The following is an 18,861-nucleotide window of genomic DNA, read 5'->3' as shown; positions in this document are numbered from 1 at the left end:
CGTAGTCCTGAAGCCCTCGGTCTTGCTATTTAGTCTGTGCGGCGAGGCGCTAATTCCTCTGTATCAAGAACTTTACCTTCAGCTGACCCGTGCCTGACGCACGCCTTCGGCCAACGCGGCGCAAAGACTGAGCACACCATCGATTGCTTGCTCCGGCGTCGAAGCGTTGGCGATGTGATCGATCAGTGCCGAACCCACCACCACACCGTCCGCCAGACGCGCGATGGCCGCCGCTTGCTCCGGTGTACGGATGCCAAAACCGATGCTGATCGGCAGGTCGGTGTGACGACGCAGACGCGCAACCGCTTCTTCAACGTGCTCCAGCGTCGCCGCGCCCGCACCGGTCACACCGGCCACGGATACGTAATAGACGAAACCCGAGCTGCCGTTCAAAACGGTTGGCAGGCGCACATCGTCAGTGGTCGGTGTGGTCAGACGAATGAAGTCCAGGCCCGCAGCCTGCGCCGGGTCGCACAGTTCGCCGTTATGTTCCGGCGGCAAATCGACAACGATCAGACCATCAACGCCGGCCTCTTTCGCATCGGCGATGAAACGCGGTACGCCGTACATGTGGATCGGGTTGAAGTACCCCATCAACACCAGCGGTGTCTCGGTGTTGCCTTCACGGAACTCGCGGACCATTTGCAGGGTTTTCGCCAGGTTCTGCTTGGCGCCCAGGGCACGGATGTTGGCCAACTGGATCGCCGGGCCATCGGCCATCGGGTCGGTGAAGGGCATGCCCAACTCGATCACGTCGGCGCCAGCGCCGGGCAAGCCTTTGAGGATCGCCAGGGAAGTGTCATAGCTCGGGTCGCCAGCGGTGACGAAGGTCACCAGGGCGGCGCGATTCTGTTCCTTGAGTTCGGCAAAACGCGTTTGCAGGCGGCTCATCAGTGTTTCTCCTGCTTGGATTGTTCCATGTGGTGCATCACGGTTTGCATGTCTTTGTCGCCACGGCCGGACAGGTTGACCACCATCAAGTGATCTTTCGGCAGCTTCGGTGCGCGTTTGAACACTTCGGCCAAGGCGTGGGCACTTTCCAGCGCAGGAATAATTCCTTCGAGGCGGCAGCATTTGTGGAACGCATCAAGGGCTTCGTCGTCGGTCACCGAGGTGTACTGGACGCGGCCGATGTCATGCAACCAGGCGTGTTCAGGGCCGATGCCCGGATAGTCGAGGCCAGCGGAAATCGAGTGCGCATCGATGATCTGGCCGTCGTCGTCCTGCAACAGGAAGGTACGGTTGCCGTGCAACACACCCGGTACGCCGCCGTTCAGGCTGGCCGCGTGCTTGCCGGTTTCGATACCGTAACCGGCGGCTTCGACGCCGATGATCTCGACGCTCTTGTCGTCAAGGAACGGGTGGAACAGGCCCATGGCGTTGGAACCACCACCGATGCACGCCACCAGGCTGTCCGGCAGGCGGCCTTCCTGGTCTTGCAATTGAGTGCGGGTTTCCTTGCCGATCACGGATTGGAAGTCACGCACCATGGCCGGGTAAGGGTGCGGACCGGCCACGGTGCCGATCAGGTAGAAGGTGTCTTCAACGTTGGTCACCCAGTCACGCAGGGCTTCGTTCATCGCGTCTTTCAGGGTGCCGGTGCCGGCCACCACCGGGATCACTTCGGCGCCCAGCAACTTCATGCGGAACACGTTGGCCTGCTGACGTTCGATGTCGGTGGTGCCCATGTAGATCACGCAGTCCAGGCCAAAACGCGCGGCCACGGTGGCGGTCGCCACACCGTGCATGCCGGCGCCGGTCTCGGCGATGATGCGTTTTTTACCCATGCGCCGCGCCAGCAGAATCTGGCCGATGCAGTTGTTGATCTTGTGCGCGCCGGTGTGGTTCAGCTCTTCGCGCTTGAGGTAAATCTTCGCGCCGCCGCAGAATTCGGTCAGGCGTTCGGCGTAATAAAGCGGACTTGGACGACCGACATAGTCGCGCTGGAAGTAGGCCAATTCTTCTTTGAATGCAGGATCTTCCTTCGCCAGTTCATATTCACGGGCCAGGTCGAGAATCAACGGCATCAGGGTTTCAGCGACGTAACGGCCGCCGAACGAGCCAAACAGGCCGTTGGCATCGGGGCCGTTGCGCAAATTAGTCTGGGTCATGGGTCGCTCCAGTTGGATTCGTGAGATGACAATGACGCTCACTCTACCCCTGACGTTGCGCGCTGAAAACCGATAAGATCGCCGCAACCTGTCAGGAAAACTCACAGATCCCATGAGCCACGACCTCCCCCCGCTGAACGCCCTTCGCGCCTTCGAAGCCACCGCCCGTCTGAACAGCGTCAGTCAGGCTGCCGAACAGCTGCACGTCACTCACGGCGCGGTCAGCCGTCAGCTCAAGGCCCTTGAAGAACACCTTGGCGTCAGCCTGTTCGTTAAGGATGGACGTGGCCTTAAACTCACAGATGCCGGCGTTCGTTTGCGCGATGCCAGCACTGAAGCGTTTGAGCGATTGCGCACGGTCTGCGCCGAACTGACCCAAAGCACCGCCGATGCGCCGTTCGTGCTCGGCTGCTCCGGCAGTTTGCTCGCGCGCTGGTTCATTCCGCGCCTGGGACGGCTGAATGCGGACCTGCCGGACCTGCGCCTGCATCTGTCGGCCGGTGAAGGTGATCTCGATCCGCGCCGCCCGGGACTCGACGCGTTGCTGGTGTTTGCCGAGCCGCCATGGCCGGCGGACATGCAAGTCTACGAACTGGCCAGCGAACGCATCGGCCCGGTCATAAGCCCTCGCTTTGCCGGCTACGAACGACTGCAACAAGCGCCGGCCAGTGAACTGTTGAACGAACCGCTATTGCACACCACCTCGCGCCCGCAGGCCTGGCCGAGCTGGGCACAGCAAAGCCGCCTCGACGCCAAAGCGTTGAAGTACGGACAGGGTTTCGAGCATTTGTATTATTTGCTGGAAGCGGCAGTGGCGGGGCTGGGTGTGGCGATTGCCCCCGAGCCGCTGGTGGCCGAGGACTTGAAGGCCGGTCGCTTGGTTGCGCCCTGGGGTTTCAGTGAAACCCCGGCGCAACTGGCGTTGTGGCTACCCAAGCGCGCCGCGGACGGGCGCGCTCGGCAATTGGCGCAGTGGCTCAAGAACGAGCTGCGCCAAGCGGATTAGTCGCCGCGTTTGCACAGCAGATAAGCCGCGAGCAAACCCAGCGCACCCACAGCCACACCGGCGGTAGTCCAAGGGTGTTCCTGGGCGTAGTCCCGGGTCGCGATCCCGGTTTCGCGGGTTTTCACTTTCACTTCTTCATACGCATCGGCGAGCAGGTGACGCGAATGCTTCAGCGCGCTCTCGGCGTTGCTTTTCAGCGCCTTGAGGGTTTTACGCGACTCGTCCGAGGCGTCGTCCTTCAGGTTTTCCAGCGACTTGAGAAGACTCTCGATCTCGGCTTCCATGCTTTGCAATGAGGCTTTGCGTAAAGAGGTGTTGGCCATGGTGGCTCTCCTTCATTGATGATGAGTAGCGTGTGTTGGTTGGGACTTCACGGGTTTGAGAAAGTGCAGAAAATCTGAACTTCGGTGTCGGATTGGTCGACAGAAGTAATACGAAAAATCACTGCTAGGCTGTATTTCATACCCCAAGGAGAACGCCATGTCTGACCATCACACCTACAAGAAAGTCGAGCTGGTCGGCTCGTCCCCCACCAGCATTGAAGATGCCATCAACAACGCACTGGCCGAAGCCAGCAAAAGCCTCAAGCACCTGGAATGGTTCGAAGTGACCGAGACCCGCGGCCACATCAAGGACGGCAAGGCTGCCCACTTCCAGGTGACACTCAAAGTCGGGTTCCGGATTGCCAGTAGCTGAGTTTGAGCTAGTCTTCTGAACTTGCGCGCTGGCCGAGTGCCATAGGGAATGGCAAAGCGCTACATGTGTGCACCTGGCTGATTGCCGGGTGCCCCTATTGATCCGACCAGGGAATGCGACCGATGAAGAAGTTTATTTTGGCAGTAGGTTTGTTGAGCCTTGCAGGAACAGCCTTTGCTGACGGCAAGTCGTGCGAAGAGCTGAAAGCCGAAATCGCCGCGAAACTGGATGCCAAAGGCGTTGCTGGTTACTCACTGGAAATCGCCGATAAAGGCGCAGGCGGAAAAGTCGTCGGAACCTGTGAAAAAGGCTCCAAGGAAATCGTTTACAAAAGAGGCTGATTGTCCTCAAGAATGAAAAAGCCGACGCAATGGCGTCGGCTTTTTTATGCGCGTCTTTCCAGCATCAGCCCTTCATGACCTGCGCCAGCAACTCGTAGGAATGCACGCGATCGGCGTGTTCGTACAGGTCGCTGGTAAAAATCAGCTCATCGGCCTGTGTCTGCTCGATCAACACTTCCAGTTTGGCGCGGATTTTCTGCGGGCTGCCGACCATGGCCAGGCCAAGGAAATCGCCCACCGCTTCTTTCTCATGGGGCAGCCACAACCCGTCCATGGTTTTCACTGGCGGACGCTGCACCAGGCTCTGGCCACGCATCAGCGCGAGAATTCGCTGGTACACCGACGTCGCCAGGTAATCGGCCTGTTCGTCGGTATCAGCGGCCACCAGCGGCACGCCGAGCATCACGTAAGGCTTATCCAACACCGCCGAAGGCTTGAAGTGATTGCGGTAGACGCGAATCGCCTCGTGCATGAAACGCGGTGCGAAATGCGAGGCGAAGGCGTAGGGCAAACCGCGTTCACCGGCCAGTTGGGCGCTGAACAGACTGGAACCGAGTAACCAGACCGGGACATTGGTGCCCGTTCCCGGCATTGCGATAATCCGCTGGTCCGGCGTGCGTGGGCCGAGATAGCGCATCAGTTCTGCAACGTCTTCCGGGAAATCATCGGCGCTGCCCGAGCGTTCACGGCGCAATGCGCGGGCAGTCATTTGATCGGAACCCGGCGCGCGCCCCAGGCCCAGGTCGATGCGGCCGGGGTACAGACTTTCGAGGGTGCCGAACTGCTCGGCGATCACCAACGGCGCGTGGTTGGGCAGCATGACACCGCCGGAACCGACGCGAATGGTCGAGGTGCCCCCGGCCAGATAACCGAGCAACACCGAGGTCGCGGAACTGGCGATACCGTCCATGTTGTGGTGTTCGGCGACCCAAAAGCGGTTGTAGCCGAATTTTTCGACGTGCTGCGCCAGGTCCAGGGAATTACGCAGCGACTGGGCCGCGCTGCCGTTCTCGCGCACGGGCACCAGGTCGAGGGTCGAGAACTTGATATCGGAAAGTCGTTTCATAAACCTGCTTCTCCAATGGGGTCGCAGGTTTTTCTCACGAACGAAAACCTGCCGAGTCTAAAAGCGTTCCCTATGCAATGAGGGCATATACCCGAGTTTCAATAGCAGTGGTGAATTTGCCTACCAGATAAGCGGTTTGATCCGACAGGGTGAACTTTGCCAAGTCTTCTATCCTCAGAACCCTTACCAAGCGAAAACCACGAAGGCGCGACGGTTCGCGCCGGATCTTGAGGAGGCAGACATGGCTATCACGAAGAAAGCATCGGCTCATTGGGCAGGCGATCTGAAAACCGGCATCGGTTCGATTTCCACGGAAACCGGCGTACTCAGAGAAGCGCCCTACGGCTTCAAGGCCCGTTTCGAGGGCGGTAAAGGCACCAATCCGGAGGAGCTGATCGGCGCGGCCCACGCGGGATGTTTCTCCATGGCGTTTTCGATGATCCTCGGCGATGCCGGCCTCACGGCCGAGAGCATCGACACCAACGCCGAGGTAACCCTGGATCAGGTGGATGGCGGGTTTGCGATCACGGCGGTGAAACTGATCCTCAAGGCAAAAATCCCCGGGGCCACTCAGGCGCAGTTTGAAGAGCTGAGTAACAAAGCCAAGGAAGGCTGCCCGGTTTCCAAGGTGCTGAATGCCAAGATCAGCCTGGAGGCCACGCTGGTCAGCTAAATCGGCGTCGAAGCGAACAGATCGCAGCCTTCGGCAGCTCCTACGGGTTTATTCGATTCCTGTAGGAGCTGGCGTAGCCTGCGATCTTTTTTGTCTCAGCACAAAACCCCGCAGGGCAAACTGTGGTCGAATCCACCACAGCAGCTTCAGCGCATAGACATGCGCACTGCCTCAAGGGAGCTTCAATATGAAACGTTTTGTCTTGGCGGTTATCTGTGGTGCGTTGGCGACTTCGGCCCTGGCCGCGACCAAAGACTGCGAAGAACTCAAGAAAGAGATTGAAATAAAAATCCAGGCCAACGCGGTGCCCTCCTACACCTTGGAGATAGTCACCAAGGAAGAAGCAGCCCAGCACGACGCCGCAATGGTCGTTGGTACCTGCGAGAACGGCACCAAAGCGGTCATCTACCAAAAAAACGATCGTTGATTGGCTTCAGATAATGCAGTTGACCTCCCGGTCTTCGGCCACGATCTCGCGCTTGGCGTTATACAGCCGGGCGCTGGGGGTGAACGCCAGGGAGCGCCCTTCAAGCGTATAACGCTGGCCAGCCTCGAAATGGTCGTAACGGATGGTCAGGTAGCAGAGGCGCTCGGCGGGATCGTTCATCATTCCAAAACCGCCGCTGAACACCTCAAAGTCGAAACGCACTCGTAACTCATGACTGCCTGGGGTGACTTGAAAGAAACGCCCGTCCCTCAATCGCTGGTTATCCAGGCGTTCAGCCATCATTAATTTGCCACCGGGGGTCGGCGTCGACATGTCGACCCAGGCCATTTGTGGGTCCACTGCCGGCAGCGGGCTCAGGCAACCGGAAATGGCGCTTGCGGTGAGCAACAGCAACAACCTGCGCATGATGAATGTCCCGATGATTGGTCATTCAGCATAACGCCGATCACGTGCGTTGGCAGCCTGCCGGTGTGCCGTGGCCAATGACTTTTCGCTGCTGATCATAGAGTTTGGCCCACGGCCGGAAACCGATATTCCCTGCCTGCAGTTGATAGCGCTCACCGGCGTTGAAATCCTTGAATTTCACACTCAACTGGCAATCGCGCCATAGCGGCTCACTGTCCGGGCCGATGTTGGTGGGCTGCACCGCAAACTGGTAGCGCACCTTCAATTCATGGCTGCCGGGCTGCACTTCAAAGAATCGTTTGTCGGTGGCGGCCTTGTCATCGACTTTCAGTGCTTGCAGGGCACTGTCTTGCTGTTTCGAAGCCAGGTCGATCCAGGCTTGTGACGGGTCCGGGTCGGGCATTCCAAACCCGGCACAACCGGCCAGCGTCAGCAGGCCTCCTGTCAGCATCAACTTGCGCATAGCGGAGCTCCAGTCTGGCGGGATAGTCTTGTGGGCAGACTCTCCAGGGATGTTTTTATTGTGATCAGGCCGCGTCCAAGCCTTGGGTTACTTGATCGCGTTTTGCGCGTTTTGTTTCCGGGTGTGTTGTTTTTGTTGCTCAACGGTTGCGCCAGCGTCAGCTACTACGGCCAATTGGCCAGCGGTCAGCTGCAATTGCTGCGGGCCCGGGAGCCGGTTGCCCAAGTGATTGCCGATCCCGGGCGTGATCCGCAACTGCGGGCGCACCTGGCCCAATCGCAAAAGGCCCGGCAATTCGCCAGCGAGCAATTGCACTTGCCGGACAACCAGAGCTATCGCCTGTACGCCGACATTGGCCGGCCCTATGTCGTGTGGAATGTCTTCGCCACGCCGGAGTTTTCCCTGAAGCCGCACACCCATTGCTTCCCCATCGCCGGTTGCGTCGCCTATCGCGGCTACTACAGCCAGGGTGCGGCGCGGGGCGAAACGGCCGTGCAGCGCCTTAATGGCATGGACGTGTCGATTGGCGGCGTCGAGGCCTACTCGACCTTGGGCTGGTTCAACGACCCGATCATCAGCTCGATGATGAACTGGGGCGATGAACGGCTGGCCACGCTGATCTTTCATGAACTGGCGCATCAACGCTTTTATGTGAAGGACGACACCGAGTTCAACGAATCCTTCGCCACGTTTGTCGAGCAGGAAGGCACCCGCCAATGGCGCGCCAGCCGTGGGCTCGCGCCGGACAACGGCACACTGATGCAGCAGCGCGACCAGTTCACTCAACTGGTTCTGAACACCCGCACGCGACTTGAACGGCTCTACGCCCAACCCCTGCCCGCCGAACAAATGCGTCAACGCAAAGCCGCAGAATTCGAACGGCTGCGCAGCGACTACCGGAAGATGCGCGACAGCGTCTGGGCCGGGGATAAACGTTATGACGCGTGGATCAATGCACCGATGAACAACGCGAAGCTGCTGCCGTTTGGTTTGTATGACCAATGGGTGCCGGCGTTTGCGACGCTGTTCAAGCAGGAAGGTGGGGATTGGGTGAGGTTCTATGCGGCGGTGGAGAAGCTGGGTGGGTTGCCGGTTGATGAGCGTAAGGCGGTGTTGAAATCGTTGGCAGGATTGGAGAGTCGTGGCGGCTGATCCGACCTCTTCGCGGGCAAGCCTCGCTCCTACAGAGGTTCATTACATCTGCATATCCCCAGTAGGAGCGAGGCTTGCCCGCGAAGGCGTCTTAGAACATCACAACCAAATCGCATCCCACAATGGATAATCCCCTACCTTCTCGACCAATCCCGCACGTAGCGGATTGGCGACGATGTATCGGGCAACCGCCTGAAGGTCCTCCTCGCTACGAAGAGCACGGTCGTGATAACCATGCTGCCAAACCGGACCTTGACGTCCAATCGAGCGATTGAGCGTAACCGCGACGCGTGATTTGGTACGAGCCATCAACTTAGGCAACTGAGTGTTCTGCAACTCGATCAGCCAATGAAAATGATCAGGCATAACGACCCAGGCTAACGACGTCGCAAACTCTTCTCGCTCAGCCGTTCTCAAAGCATCTACCACCAAACGCCCGTACTTGAAGTCACGAAACAAAGGCTCTCGATTGAGAACTACAGCCGTCAGCAGGTAAATCTGCCCAGACTCCGAATATCGTCCTGTACGCAATCGATGAGCATGTTTGAGCTCTGGCAATGGTGATCCTCCTTGATCGTAGCCTCAGTTTTAAGGCTAGGACGATAAGGAAGGATTCGACTCAAAACTGTTGCTCAGGATGTGTCTGGGAGGACGCCTTCGCGGGCGAGCCTCGCTCCTACGACGCATATGACGATGCAATGAACCCTTGTAGGAGCGAGGCTTGCCCGCGAAGGCGTACTGATCAACGCCGTAAAAACGCCTGATGCATCTCTTCCAGCGTCTCAAAGTGATACGCCGGCGCTTCGGCGCTCAGCTCTTCGTGACTGCCAAACCCGTAACCCACTGCGGCGGCATCCAGTCCGTTGCTGCGCGCACCGATCAGATCGTGTTTGCGGTCACCGATCATCAGGGTGTTGGCTGGATCGAGACCTTCTTCGGCGATCAGATGGGCGATCAGCTCCACTTTATTGGTCCGCGTACCATCCAGTTCACTGCCATAAATCACTTTGAAGTGCTTGGCGAAGTCGAAGTGGCGGGCGATTTCACGGGCGAACACCCAGGGCTTGGAGGTGGCGATGTACAGCTGCCGTCCTTGCCCACTCAGGGTTTCCAGCAGAGGCGTCACACCATCGAACACAAGGTTTTCATACAACCCGGTGACTTTGAAACGCTCGCGATAGAAATTCACCGCTTCCCAGGCCTTGGGCTCGTCGAAGTCGTAGAACTGCATGAAGGCCTGCAACAACGGCGGGCCGATGAAGTGTTCGAGCTTGGTCAGGTCGGGTTCATCGATGCCCAGTTTGGCCAGGGCGAACTGGATCGAGCGGGTAATCCCCTCACGCGGGTCGGTCAGGGTGCCATCGAGATCGAACAGTACGGTTTGGTAATGCATGAAAATTCCTGGACAGTGGTAGGACGGTTCAGAGCTGGTCGTAGCCTTCGGCCAGATGCAGGTCCTTGAGCTTCACGTAGTTCGCTGCGCTGTAGGTGAAAAAGGCGTTTTCCTTGTCAGTCAGCGGCCGGATCTGTTTCACCGGGCTGCCGACATAGAGAAAACCGCTCTCCAATCGCTTGCCCGGCGGTACTAGGCTGCCAGCACCGATGATCACATCGTCCTCGACCACCGCACCGTCCATGACAATGCTGCCCATGCCAATCAACACCCGGCTGCCCACCGAGCAACCGTGGAGCATGACTTTATGGGCGATGGTTACGTCGTCACCAATCAGGCACGGAAAACCATCGGGATTGAACGGGCCGGCGTGGGTGATGTGCAGCACACAGCCATCCTGGACGCTGGTGCGCGCACCGATGCGGATGCGGTGCATGTCGCCGCGAATCACCGTCAGCGGCCAGACGGAGCTGTCATCGCCGATTTCGACGTCGCCGATCACCACCGCCGAGCCGTCGACAAAAGCGCCTTTGCCCAGTAGCGGCGTGTGGTTCAGATACTTGCGAAGGGTCACGATAGGTTCTCTCTCTGTCGCTGATAGCTGCGGTGAGCGTCGATTGTAATTAAGATGGCCGCATGTTTCTTCCAGCCAAGGTGCCAACCGTGAGCGTGAACAATCCACTTTTGCAGTCCTACGACCTGCCGCCGTTCTCGGCGATCCGTGCCGAACACGTGCAACCGGCCATTGAACAGATCCTGGCTGACAACCGCGCCGCCATTATCGAGATCCTCAAAACCCAGGGCAAACAACCGACCTGGGCCGGCCTGGTGCTGGCGATGGACGAACTCAACGATCGCCTGGGCGCAGCCTGGAGCCCGGTCAGCCACCTGAATGCCGTGTGCAACAGCGCCGAATTGCGTGAAGCCTACGAGTCCTGCCTGCCGGCGTTGAGCGCCTACTCCACCGAACTGGGCCAGAACCGTGAGCTGTTCCAGGCCTTCGAAGCCCTGGCCAACAGCCCCGAAGCCGCCGGTTTCGACGTCGCGCAAAAAACCATCCTCGAACATTCGCTGCGTGACTTCCGCCTGTCGGGTATCGACCTGCCGGAAGCCGAACAGCAGCGTTACGCCGAAGTGCAAAGCAAGCTGTCGGAACTGGGCAGCCGCTTTTCCAACCAATTGCTCGACGCGACTCAGGCCTGGACCAAACACGTCACCGACGAAGCCGCCCTCGCCGGCCTGACCGATTCGGCCAAGGCGCAAATGGCCGCCGCTGCACAGGCCAAAGGCCTGGACGGCTTCCTGATCACCCTGGAATTCCCGAGCTACTACGCGGTGATGACCTACGCCCACGACCGTGCGCTGCGCGAAGAAGTCTACGCCGCCTACTGCACCCGTGCGTCGGACCAGGGCCCGAACGCCGGTCAGAACGATAACGGCCCGGTGATGGAAGAAATCCTCGACCTGCGTCAGGAGCTTGCAAAACTCTTGGGTTTCGCCAGTTTCTCGGAACTGAGCCTGGCCACCAAAATGGCCGAATCCAGCGATCAGGTACTCAGCTTCCTGCGTGACCTCGCCAAGCGCAGCAAACCGTTCGCCGCCCAGGACCTGGAACAGCTCAAGGCCTTCGCCGCCGAACAAGGCTGCCCGGACCTGCAAAGCTGGGACAGCGGTTTCTACGGCGAAAAACTTCGCGAGCAGCGTTACAGCGTCGCCCAGGAAGCCCTGCGCGCCTACTTCCCGATCGACAAAGTGCTCGGCGGCCTGTTCGCCATCGTCCAGCGTCTGTACGGCATCGAAATCGCCGAGCAGAAAGGCTTCGACACCTGGCACCCGGATGTTCGTCTATTTGAAATCAAGGAAAACGGTCAACACGTCGGCCGCTTCTTCTTCGACCTCTACGCCCGCGCCAACAAGCGCGGCGGCGCGTGGATGGACGGCGCCCGCGACCGTCGTCGCACCATTGACGGCGTGTTGCAAAGCCCGGTGGCCAACCTGGTGTGCAACTTCACCCCGGCTGACAGCGGCAAGCCTGCGCTGCTGACCCACGACGAAGTCACCACCCTGTTCCACGAATTCGGCCATGGCCTGCATCACCTGCTGACCCGCGTCGAGCATGCCGGCGTGTCCGGCATCAACGGCGTGGCCTGGGATGCGGTCGAGTTACCGAGCCAGTTCATGGAAAACTGGTGCTGGGAGCCGGAAGGTCTGGCGCTGATTTCCGGTCACTACGAAACGGGCGAGCCGCTGCCGCAAGATCTGCTGGGCAAAATGCTCGCGGCGAAAAACTTCCAGTCCGGCCTGATGATGGTGCGCCAACTGGAGTTCTCGCTGTTCGACTTCGAACTACACGCGACCCACGGTGACGGTCGCAGCGTGGCGCAGGTGCTTGAAGGCGTGCGCGACGAGGTGTCGGTCATGCGTCCGCCCGCCTACAACCGCTTCCCGAACAGCTTCGCCCACATCTTTGCCGGCGGTTACGCGGCGGGTTACTACAGCTACAAATGGGCTGAAGTGCTGTCTGCCGATGCCTTCTCCAAGTTCGAAGAAGACGGCGTGCTCAATGCCGAGACCGGCCGCGCCTTCCGCGAAGCCATCCTGGCGCGCGGCGGTTCTCAGGAGCCGATGGTGTTGTTCGTCGACTTCCGTGGCCGCGAGCCATCGATTGACGCACTCTTGCGCCACAGCGGCCTGAGTGAGGACGCAGCAGCATGAGTGAGGGAACTGTGATTACTAAACGACGCTTTATCGCCGGGGCGGTCTGCCCGGCGTGCAGCGAACCGGACAAATTGATGATGTGGAACGAAGACGAGGTCCCGCACCGAGAGTGCGTGGCCTGCGGTTATTCCGACACGCTCAATGAACAAGGTCTGTCGGTGCCCAAGGAATTGGGTACGCGGGTCAACGTTTCGGCGCTGAAAGTGCCGGACGCCAAGGTTCAGGCCGTGCAATTCTTCCCGAACCCGAAATTGAAGAAAAAGCCTGACGAGCAGCACTGAGTCATCACCACCTTCCATGCTGCAACGGTGTGGAAGGTGGTACGCCTATTGTGTGCGAGCTTGCTCCCGATAGCGTTTTAACAGTCAGCATCAAATGTTGAATGGTATACCGCTATCGCGAGCGGGCTCGCTCCCACAAGGATTGCGGCACTCCAATTGACTATTTCTCGACGTTGGCCGACTTGAACCAGCTCTTCATCGAGCACATGGCAAACGGGCTCGTGCTGCAATCGCCATTGGCCAGTGCCGTACGCAGTTTGTCGACATCCGCCTGCATCATGTAGCGAACGCCGTCTTTAAAGTGGGTACTGTCGCCAAAACCGCCTTGGGTCATTTCATTCAAGGCGTCTTCCTTGCTCCAACCCTGCACCACCACCCGATACATCGCCGCCATCAGGCCAGTGCGGTCAGAGCCGTGTTTGCAATGCATCAGCACCGGGCCTTTGGCCTCGGCGGTCTGAATGGCGCGAAGGGCGGTGAGTACCTGCGCGTCATCCACGTGATTGGTGCGGTAGGGCAACTGGACCTGGTTGATACCCGGCGTGGACAACCAGCTCTTGTCCGACTCAGGCAGGAAGTTGATGACAGTGCCGACCTTGAGTTTTTCCAGCAGCGGTACAGCTCCGCTGTCCGGCAATGCACTGCGGTAGAGCGTTGGGGACATTTGGTAAAGGTTGTATTTGGCCTCCACCGACTGCGCCCATTCTGCGGGCCGTGCGGGTGCCGCGTCGTCAGCCATAACCAGCGACACATTGAAAAAGGCTACCAACGACAGACATATCGCAGGGACAAGACGGGTTTTAAACATGCTGGGCGACCGTACCGGAAGAAGCGGATTAATAGCGCCAGCTTCAACCTTGAGCAGTCAAAGGCCTGTGAGCCCACTGTCAAAGAATCGTGAATCACGGCCCTTAGGGCTTCTTTCGTCGTAAAGCGCGGTTTATTTAAGCTGAATCGCTTCACCCTGATACTTAGCCTGCTACCATTTGTTACCAAAGTTTGCAGATGTGCAGCGATTTCACTCAACGCCGAACGCCTGTATTCCTGCCAAAACGAAAAGCCGTTCGCCGAAATGGCTAAAAAACCATCAATGCCTGATGAGGTGCACCCCCCATGTCTGATCAAGATCGAGACAACCCGCGGCGTGAGTTTTTGCGCAAATCCCTGACCTTGATCCCGGTGGTCACCGTCGCCAGCACCGCGCTAGGCAGCTCCGTCCTGCTCGCCGCACCTGAACCGGCACCGTCCGCGCCCGGCAAAACCCCCGTCAGCACCAGCCTCTATGAACCGACCTACTTCACCGCCGAAGAATGGACGTTCATCAAGGCTGCCGTCGCGCAGTTGATCCCGAACGACGCCCAAGGGCCCGGCGCACTGGAAGCCGGCGTGCCGGAATACATCGACCGCCAAATGAACACCCCGTACGCCGCTGGCGCCTTGTGGTTCATGCAAGGCCCGTTCAATGCCGACGCCCCGGCGGAAATGGGCTGGCAGAGCAAACTGGTGCCCAAAGAGATCTATCGCCTGGGCATTGCCGCCACGGATGCCTGGTCGAAAACCGTCAACGGTAAAGTATTTGCTGACCAAGACAGCGCTACCCGAGACGACTTGCTGAAGCAACTTGAAGCCGGAAAGCCTGAATTCGACAGCGTCCCAGCGAAAATTTTCTTCAACCTGCTGCTGCAAAACACCAAGGAAGGGTTCTTCTGCGACCCGATCCACGGTGGCAACAAAGGCCTGGTCGGCTGGACCATGATCGGCTTCCCCGGCGCCCGCGCCGATTTCATGGATTGGGTGGAACGCAACGAGCAATACCCCTTCCCGGCAGTATCGATTCGCGGCGAGAGGGCATAAACATGGCCACAGTGATGAAGAAGGTCGACGCAGTGATCGTCGGTTTTGGCTGGACCGGCGCAATCATGGCCAAAGAGCTGACAGAAGCGGGCCTGAACGTGTTGGCGCTGGAGCGCGGACCGATGCAGGACACTTACCCTGACGGCAACTATCCTCAGGTGATCGACGAACTCACCTACAGCGTGCGTAAAAAACTCTTTCAGGACATCTCCAAAGAGACCGTAACCATTCGCCATAGCGTGAATGACATCGCCCTGCCGAACCGCCAACTCGGCGCGTTCCTGCCCGGTAACGGCGTGGGCGGCGCGGGGCTGCATTGGTCCGGCGTGCACTTTCGGGTCGATCCGATCGAGTTGCGGATGCGCAGCCACTACGAAGAACGCTACGGCAAAAGCTTTATTCCCAAGGACATGACCATCCAGGACTTCGGCGTCAGCTATGAAGAGCTGGAACCGTTTTTCGATTACGCCGAGAAGGTGTTCGGCACGTCGGGCCAGGCCTGGACGGTGAACGGTCAGTTGGTCGGTGAAGGCAAGGGTGGCAACCCTTACGCGCCGGATCGCTCCAGCCACTTCCCGCTGGAATCCCAGAAAAACACGGTTTCCGCACAGCTGTTTCAGAAAGCGGCCACCGCCGTGGGTTACAAACCCTACAACCTGCCGTCGGCCAATACCTCAGGCCCGTACACCAATCCCTACGGCGCGCAGATGGGTCCATGCAACTTCTGCGGTTTTTGCAGCGGCTATGTCTGCTACATGTATTCCAAGGCCTCGCCCAACGTGAACATTCTGCCGGCGCTCAAACCGCTGCCGAATTTCGAGTTGCGGGCCAATTCCCATGTGCTGCGGGTCAACCTCGACAGCACCAAGACCAAAGCCACCGGCGTGACCTACATCGATGGCCAGGGCCGGGAAATCGAGCAACCGGCGGATCTGGTGATCCTCGGCGCGTTCCAGTTCCATAACGTGCGATTGATGTTGCTCTCGGGTATCGGCAAGCCTTACGACCCGATCAGCGGTGAAGGGGTGGTCGGCAAGAATTTCGCCTACCAGAACATGGCCACCATCAAGGCGTTCTTCGACAAGGACACCCACACCAACAACTTCATCGGTGCCGGCGGCAACGGCGTGGCGATCGATGACTTCAACGCCGACAACTTCGACCACGGGCCCCATGGCTTCGTCGGCGGCTCGCCGATGTGGGTCAACCAGGCCGGCAGCCGGCCGATTGCCGGGACGTCCAACCCGCCGGGCACTCCGGCCTGGGGCAGTGCCTGGAAACGCGCCACCGCCGATTACTACACTCACCAGGTGTCGATGGACGCCCACGGCGCGCATCAGTCCTACCGTGGCAACTACCTGGATCTCGACCCGGTGTACCGCGATTCCTACGGCTTGCCGCTGCTGCGGATGACGTTCGACTGGCAGGAAAACGACATCAAGATGAACCGCTTCATGGTCGAGAAAATGGGCAAGATCGCCGAAGCGATGGGCCCCAAAGCCATCGCCGTGATCGGCAAGAAGGTCGGCGACCACTTCAACACCGCGTCGTACCAGACCACCCACCTCAACGGTGGCGCGATCATGGGCACCGACCCGAAAACCAGCGCCCTGAACCGTTACTTGCAGAGCTGGGATGTGCACAACGTCTTCGTGCCTGGCGCTTCCGCTTTCCCACAAGGCTTGGGCTACAACCCTACAGGCCTGGTGGCGGCGTTGACCTATTGGTCGGCCCGGGCGATCCGCGAGCAATACCTGAAAAACCCCGGCCCGCTGGTTCAGGCTTAAGGAGCGATGACCATGAAAGCACTCGTTATCGCAACGTTCGCCCTGCTCGGCAGCGCCTCGATCAATGCCGCCGAGGTTGATCAAAACTTGATCAAACAAGGCGAATACCTGGCCCGTGCCGGGGACTGCGTCGCTTGCCATACGGCCAAGGACGGCAAGCCGTTCGCTGGCGGCCTGCCGATGGAAACGCCGATCGGGACGATCTACTCCACCAACATCACCCCGGATAAAACCGGCCTCGGCGACTACAGCTTCGAAGACTTCGACAAAGCCGTACGCCACGGTGTCGCCAAAAACGGTAGTACGTTGTACCCGGCGATGCCGTATCCGTCCTACGCCAGCGTCACCGAACCGGACATGCAGGCCTTGTACGCCTACTTCATGCACGGGGTGGCGCCGGTCGCCCAAGAGAACAAGGCCAGCGACATTCCCTGGCCGTTGAGCATGCGCTGGCCGCTCATGGGCTGGCGCTGGCTGTTTGCCCCGGCCGTGGCGGATTACCAGGCGGCGCCCGGCGCCGATGCGGTCGTCAGCCGTGGGGCTTATCTGGTGGAAGGCCTCGGACATTGCGGCGCGTGCCATACGCCCCGTGCCCTGACCATGCAGGAAAAATCCCTGAATGCCGGCGAAGGCAGCACTTTTCTGTCAGGCAGCGCGCCGCTGGAAGGCTGGATCGCGAAAAGCCTGCGCGGCGATTACAAGGACGGCCTCGGCAGTTGGAGCGAGGAACAACTGGTGCAATTCCTCAAGACCGGGCGCAGCGACCGCAGTGCGGTGTTCGGCGGCATGAGCGATGTGGTCACCCACAGCCTGCAGTACATGACCGACGCCGACCTGACGGCGATTGCCCGTTACCTCAAATCCCTGCCGGCCAATGACCCCAACGACCAGCCGCACCAGTACGACAAGCAAGTCGCCCAAGCGCTGTGGAAGGGTGACGACAGCCAGCCGGGGGCGTCGGTGTACATCGACAACTGCGCGGCCTGCCACCGCACCGACGGGCATGGCTATACGCGGGTGTTCCCGGCGCTGGCGGGTAATCCGGTGTTGCAGTCGCAGGACCCGACGTCGCTGATTCACATTGTGTTGAAGGGCGGCACCTTGCCCGCCACTCACACGGCACCGTCCACGTTCACGATGCCGGGCTTTGCCTGGCGCTTGTCGGATCAGGAAGTGGCGGATGTGGTCAGTTTTATTCGCAGCAGTTGGGGCAATAAGGGCGAGCCTGTGAAGGCGAGCACCGTGGCCGATCTGCGCAAAGATGATATGAAAACCACCTCGGGCAATGATCTGGGCCAGGTCACTCAAAAGAACTGATCGCCCAGCAGCAATAGCCACATGAATAACGCCTCGCTACTGCATATAAAAACCAGTATCGAGGCGTTTTTATATCCACGCCTCTTCCACCTCGCAGCACCGACACCAACCTGTCATCCTTCCCCCCGTAATGAAAAGGAACTTAGGGAATATTCCTTATTGTTTTAGGGAGCCTTCCTACAGCCAGTCTTTGAACCCTCCGTTAGGGTGTTTTTTTCATCGAAGAATGGACACGTTGCATGTGTGGCTGCCCCATTTGTAGAGCCCGAAAACCCACCCAGGAGGATATCCGTCGTCAACAGGCAGACACCCTTCGGTATGAACAAGGATTGGCTCGTGATGAGGCCAGACGGAACCTAGCCTCAACAACACCTGCGGCGAATACTCCAACTTTCGGCTGTGTGTTCGCCAAGAGCTGCAACCTCCCGGACGGCGTCATCAATCACAACAACCCCGCCGGATTTGTGCCCGTCGAGAAACTGGCCGACTACGGAATGTGGGCTGTGCTTGGGACCGGGGCAGCCATCACCGCCCAAGGCACGCCACTGCGACTGGTCGGTGGGTCTGCTACTGGCAGTGCAATTGCTCAACGTCTGGGCGGCACACTTGCCCTCACTTTGCGGCAAGGATCGCCCGTTGTTGCCGCTGGCGCCGCATTGGGCACCGTTGCGTTACTGATGCCGAACACCCGCATTTCACCAGACAGTGCCTTCTACACGAACGATCAATACGCAACCCTTGATGCAGGCCGTACGCGTGTCCGTGTCAATGCCAAGACCTTGCCGAATGGCTCGGTCAACGTTTACGGGTTTTACACGGGTGGCAAAAAGGACTGGGAAACGGTCCCGGTCATCGAGGGCAAGAAAGACGGTGACAAATTCGTTGCTGATATCGGTAACGGAATTGGGCTCACCTGGACGCCAGCGGCAAGCCCCGACGGGGTGTTAGGGATTCCTGCACTGGAAGGCGCGCCGCAGTTGCCGCCTGTGTGGGTTTATCCGCCGACCGAACAGGCCAATAAGATACTCGTCAACCCGAAGCACCCACCCGACTACCACGACGCAATCATCAAGTTTAGTGACGCCGGTATTCAGCCGATTTACATTTCGCTGAGTGTTTCAGGTGACCATGGTTATCATTCGCCGCCTAA

The 18,861-nt window shown here is 59.2% G+C and carries 22 protein-coding genes; 12 read left to right on the top strand and 10 right to left on the bottom strand.

Translation table 11 applies throughout. The features are described from left to right. Positions 1-78: 78 nt before the first annotated feature. Together trpA and trpB are read right to left on the bottom strand one after the other, a co-directional pair. Entirely contained in the window at positions 79-891 is an 813-nt protein-coding gene (trpA, locus tag V5E99_RS29130) for a tryptophan synthase subunit alpha (RefSeq protein ID WP_499805898.1), read from the bottom strand. Next, complete coding sequence (trpB, locus tag V5E99_RS29125; RefSeq protein WP_499805896.1) at positions 891-2,111, bottom strand: tryptophan synthase subunit beta; 1,221 nt, start codon at positions 2,109-2,111, stop codon at positions 891-893. The genes trpA and trpB overlap by 1 nt, the downstream gene beginning before the upstream one ends. Positions 2,112-2,223: 112 nt before the next feature. Between trpB and V5E99_RS29120 the strand changes: the two genes are divergently transcribed. After that, a complete protein-coding gene (locus V5E99_RS29120) occupies positions 2,224-3,117 on the top strand; it encodes a LysR family transcriptional regulator (RefSeq protein ID WP_499805894.1) in 894 nt (297 codons plus the stop codon). Here the strand turns inward: V5E99_RS29120 and V5E99_RS29115 are convergent. After that, entirely contained in the window at positions 3,114-3,440 is a 327-nt protein-coding gene (locus tag V5E99_RS29115; protein WP_201195924.1) for an ElaB/YgaM/YqjD family protein, read from the bottom strand. The two genes, V5E99_RS29120 and V5E99_RS29115, sit on opposite strands and share 4 nt — an antisense overlap. A gap of 157 nt (positions 3,441-3,597) precedes the next feature. Here V5E99_RS29115 and V5E99_RS29110 point away from each other — a divergent pair, with 157 nt between their 5' ends. Both V5E99_RS29110 and V5E99_RS29105 read left to right on the top strand, forming a co-directional pair. Further along, positions 3,598-3,813, top strand: a complete 216-nt coding sequence (locus tag V5E99_RS29110) for a dodecin (protein ID WP_499805892.1) — start codon at positions 3,598-3,600, stop codon at positions 3,811-3,813. Positions 3,814-3,935: 122 nt separating this feature from the next. After that, entirely contained in the window at positions 3,936-4,154 is a 219-nt protein-coding gene (locus tag V5E99_RS29105; protein WP_499805890.1) for a DUF1161 domain-containing protein, read from the top strand. Positions 4,155-4,218: 64 nt separating this feature from the next. On the opposite strand, the gene V5E99_RS29100 is transcribed toward V5E99_RS29105, so the two are convergent. Next, positions 4,219-5,220: an LLM class flavin-dependent oxidoreductase gene (locus V5E99_RS29100; protein WP_499805888.1), complete on the bottom strand. Its 1,002-nt coding sequence runs from the start codon at positions 5,218-5,220 to the stop codon at positions 4,219-4,221. 247 nt (positions 5,221-5,467) lie between these two features. On the opposite strand from V5E99_RS29100, the gene V5E99_RS29095 reads away from it, so the two are divergent. Together V5E99_RS29095 and V5E99_RS29090 are read left to right on the top strand one after the other, a co-directional pair. Next, entirely contained in the window at positions 5,468-5,893 is a 426-nt protein-coding gene (locus V5E99_RS29095; protein WP_499805911.1) for an OsmC family protein, read from the top strand. Positions 5,894-6,080: 187 nt separating this feature from the next. Further along, entirely contained in the window at positions 6,081-6,320 is a 240-nt protein-coding gene (locus V5E99_RS29090) for a DUF1161 domain-containing protein (protein WP_499805886.1), read from the top strand. 6 nt (positions 6,321-6,326) lie between these two features. Here V5E99_RS29090 and V5E99_RS29085 read toward each other — a convergent pair whose 3' ends face one another. Together V5E99_RS29085 and V5E99_RS29080 are read right to left on the bottom strand one after the other, a co-directional pair. Next, positions 6,327-6,746, bottom strand: coding sequence for a PA0061/PA0062 family lipoprotein (locus V5E99_RS29085; protein ID WP_499805884.1), 420 nt, complete (start codon positions 6,744-6,746; stop codon positions 6,327-6,329). 40 nt (positions 6,747-6,786) lie between these two features. Further along, complete coding sequence (locus tag V5E99_RS29080) at positions 6,787-7,209, bottom strand: PA0061/PA0062 family lipoprotein (RefSeq protein ID WP_499805882.1); 423 nt, start codon at positions 7,207-7,209, stop codon at positions 6,787-6,789. A 102-nt stretch (positions 7,210-7,311) separates the two neighbouring features. On the opposite strand from V5E99_RS29080, the gene V5E99_RS29075 reads away from it, so the two are divergent. After that, positions 7,312-8,361: an aminopeptidase gene (locus V5E99_RS29075; RefSeq protein WP_499805880.1), complete on the top strand. Its 1,050-nt coding sequence runs from the start codon at positions 7,312-7,314 to the stop codon at positions 8,359-8,361. A gap of 99 nt (positions 8,362-8,460) precedes the next feature. Here V5E99_RS29075 and V5E99_RS29070 read toward each other — a convergent pair whose 3' ends face one another. The 3 genes from V5E99_RS29070 to V5E99_RS29060 form a co-directional block, all read right to left on the bottom strand. Continuing rightward, complete coding sequence (locus V5E99_RS29070) at positions 8,461-8,919, bottom strand: REP-associated tyrosine transposase (protein WP_499805878.1); 459 nt, start codon at positions 8,917-8,919, stop codon at positions 8,461-8,463. Positions 8,920-9,103: 184 nt separating this feature from the next. Next, positions 9,104-9,754: an HAD family hydrolase gene (locus V5E99_RS29065; RefSeq protein ID WP_499805877.1), complete on the bottom strand. Its 651-nt coding sequence runs from the start codon at positions 9,752-9,754 to the stop codon at positions 9,104-9,106. 28 nt (positions 9,755-9,782) lie between these two features. Further along, positions 9,783-10,328 (bottom strand): gamma carbonic anhydrase family protein, encoded by a 546-nt coding sequence (locus V5E99_RS29060; protein ID WP_499805875.1) that lies wholly within the window; start codon positions 10,326-10,328, stop codon positions 9,783-9,785. Positions 10,329-10,390: 62 nt separating this feature from the next. Between V5E99_RS29060 and prlC the strand changes: the two genes are divergently transcribed. Together prlC and V5E99_RS29050 are read left to right on the top strand one after the other, a co-directional pair. Next, positions 10,391-12,469 carry an oligopeptidase A gene (prlC, locus tag V5E99_RS29055; RefSeq protein WP_499805873.1) on the top strand — a complete coding sequence of 693 codons (2,079 nt, stop codon included), beginning with the start codon at positions 10,391-10,393 and terminating at the stop codon, positions 12,467-12,469. Next, the gene (locus tag V5E99_RS29050; RefSeq protein ID WP_499805872.1) at positions 12,466-12,753 is read left to right on the top strand and encodes a YheV family putative zinc ribbon protein; all 288 of its coding nucleotides are present in this window, start codon (positions 12,466-12,468) and stop codon (positions 12,751-12,753) included. Before prlC ends, V5E99_RS29050 begins: the two co-directional genes overlap by 4 nt. A gap of 160 nt (positions 12,754-12,913) precedes the next feature. Here V5E99_RS29050 and V5E99_RS29045 read toward each other — a convergent pair whose 3' ends face one another. Next, positions 12,914-13,492 (bottom strand): phosphatase domain-containing protein, encoded by a 579-nt coding sequence (locus tag V5E99_RS29045; RefSeq protein ID WP_499805870.1) that lies wholly within the window; start codon positions 13,490-13,492, stop codon positions 12,914-12,916. A 374-nt stretch (positions 13,493-13,866) separates the two neighbouring features. Here V5E99_RS29045 and V5E99_RS29040 point away from each other — a divergent pair, with 374 nt between their 5' ends. The 4 genes from V5E99_RS29040 to V5E99_RS29025 form a co-directional block, all read left to right on the top strand. Beyond that, on the top strand, positions 13,867-14,607 hold the full coding sequence (locus V5E99_RS29040) for a gluconate 2-dehydrogenase subunit 3 family protein (RefSeq protein WP_499805868.1): 741 nt from the start codon (positions 13,867-13,869) through the stop codon (positions 14,605-14,607). Positions 14,608-14,609: 2 nt separating this feature from the next. Continuing rightward, a complete protein-coding gene (locus V5E99_RS29035) occupies positions 14,610-16,394 on the top strand; it encodes a GMC family oxidoreductase (RefSeq protein WP_499805866.1) in 1,785 nt (594 codons plus the stop codon). Between the two features lie 6 nt (positions 16,395-16,400). Then, positions 16,401-17,711, top strand: a complete 1,311-nt coding sequence (locus V5E99_RS29030) for a c-type cytochrome (RefSeq protein WP_499805865.1) — start codon at positions 16,401-16,403, stop codon at positions 17,709-17,711. A gap of 329 nt (positions 17,712-18,040) precedes the next feature. Next, positions 18,041-18,861 (top strand): S-type pyocin domain-containing protein (locus V5E99_RS29025; RefSeq protein WP_499805864.1); only part of this gene is annotated, 821 nt, incomplete at its 3' end.

The organism is Janthinobacterium sp. LPB2021202312-11-4 (assembly GCF_037049705.1).
Classification (GTDB): Bacteria; Pseudomonadota; Gammaproteobacteria; order Pseudomonadales; family Pseudomonadaceae; genus Aquipseudomonas.
Note: the sequence above shows the minus strand (reverse complement) of the source record. Positions and strands in the feature narration are given on the sequence as shown.

Excerpts from the sequence above, each read along its gene's own strand:
- V5E99_RS29110 (WP_499805892.1), top strand. The coding sequence starts at position 3,598 with ATGTCTGACCATCACACCTACAAGAAAGTCGAGCTGGTCGGCTCGTCC.
- V5E99_RS29030 (WP_499805865.1), top strand. The coding sequence starts at position 16,401 with ATGACCATGAAAGCACTCGTTATCGCAACGTTCGCCCTGCTCGGCAGC.
- V5E99_RS29080 (WP_499805882.1), bottom strand. The coding sequence starts at position 7,209 with ATGCGCAAGTTGATGCTGACAGGAGGCCTGCTGACGCTGGCCGGTTGT.
- V5E99_RS29085 (WP_499805884.1), bottom strand. The coding sequence starts at position 6,746 with ATGCGCAGGTTGTTGCTGTTGCTCACCGCAAGCGCCATTTCCGGTTGC.
- trpA (WP_499805898.1), bottom strand. The coding sequence starts at position 891 with ATGAGCCGCCTGCAAACGCGTTTTGCCGAACTCAAGGAACAGAATCGC.
- V5E99_RS29105 (WP_499805890.1), top strand. The coding sequence starts at position 3,936 with ATGAAGAAGTTTATTTTGGCAGTAGGTTTGTTGAGCCTTGCAGGAACA.
- prlC (WP_499805873.1), top strand. The coding sequence starts at position 10,391 with ATGTTTCTTCCAGCCAAGGTGCCAACCGTGAGCGTGAACAATCCACTT.
- trpB (WP_499805896.1), bottom strand. The coding sequence starts at position 2,111 with ATGACCCAGACTAATTTGCGCAACGGCCCCGATGCCAACGGCCTGTTT.
- V5E99_RS29100 (WP_499805888.1), bottom strand. The coding sequence starts at position 5,220 with ATGAAACGACTTTCCGATATCAAGTTCTCGACCCTCGACCTGGTGCCC.
- V5E99_RS29035 (WP_499805866.1), top strand. The coding sequence starts at position 14,610 with ATGGCCACAGTGATGAAGAAGGTCGACGCAGTGATCGTCGGTTTTGGC.
- V5E99_RS29120 (WP_499805894.1), top strand. The coding sequence starts at position 2,224 with ATGAGCCACGACCTCCCCCCGCTGAACGCCCTTCGCGCCTTCGAAGCC.
- V5E99_RS29045 (WP_499805870.1), bottom strand. The coding sequence starts at position 13,492 with ATGGCTGACGACGCGGCACCCGCACGGCCCGCAGAATGGGCGCAGTCG.
- V5E99_RS29115 (WP_201195924.1), bottom strand. The coding sequence starts at position 3,440 with ATGGCCAACACCTCTTTACGCAAAGCCTCATTGCAAAGCATGGAAGCC.
- V5E99_RS29040 (WP_499805868.1), top strand. The coding sequence starts at position 13,867 with ATGTCTGATCAAGATCGAGACAACCCGCGGCGTGAGTTTTTGCGCAAA.
- V5E99_RS29065 (WP_499805877.1), bottom strand. The coding sequence starts at position 9,754 with ATGCATTACCAAACCGTACTGTTCGATCTCGATGGCACCCTGACCGAC.
- V5E99_RS29050 (WP_499805872.1), top strand. The coding sequence starts at position 12,466 with ATGAGTGAGGGAACTGTGATTACTAAACGACGCTTTATCGCCGGGGCG.
- V5E99_RS29090 (WP_499805886.1), top strand. The coding sequence starts at position 6,081 with ATGAAACGTTTTGTCTTGGCGGTTATCTGTGGTGCGTTGGCGACTTCG.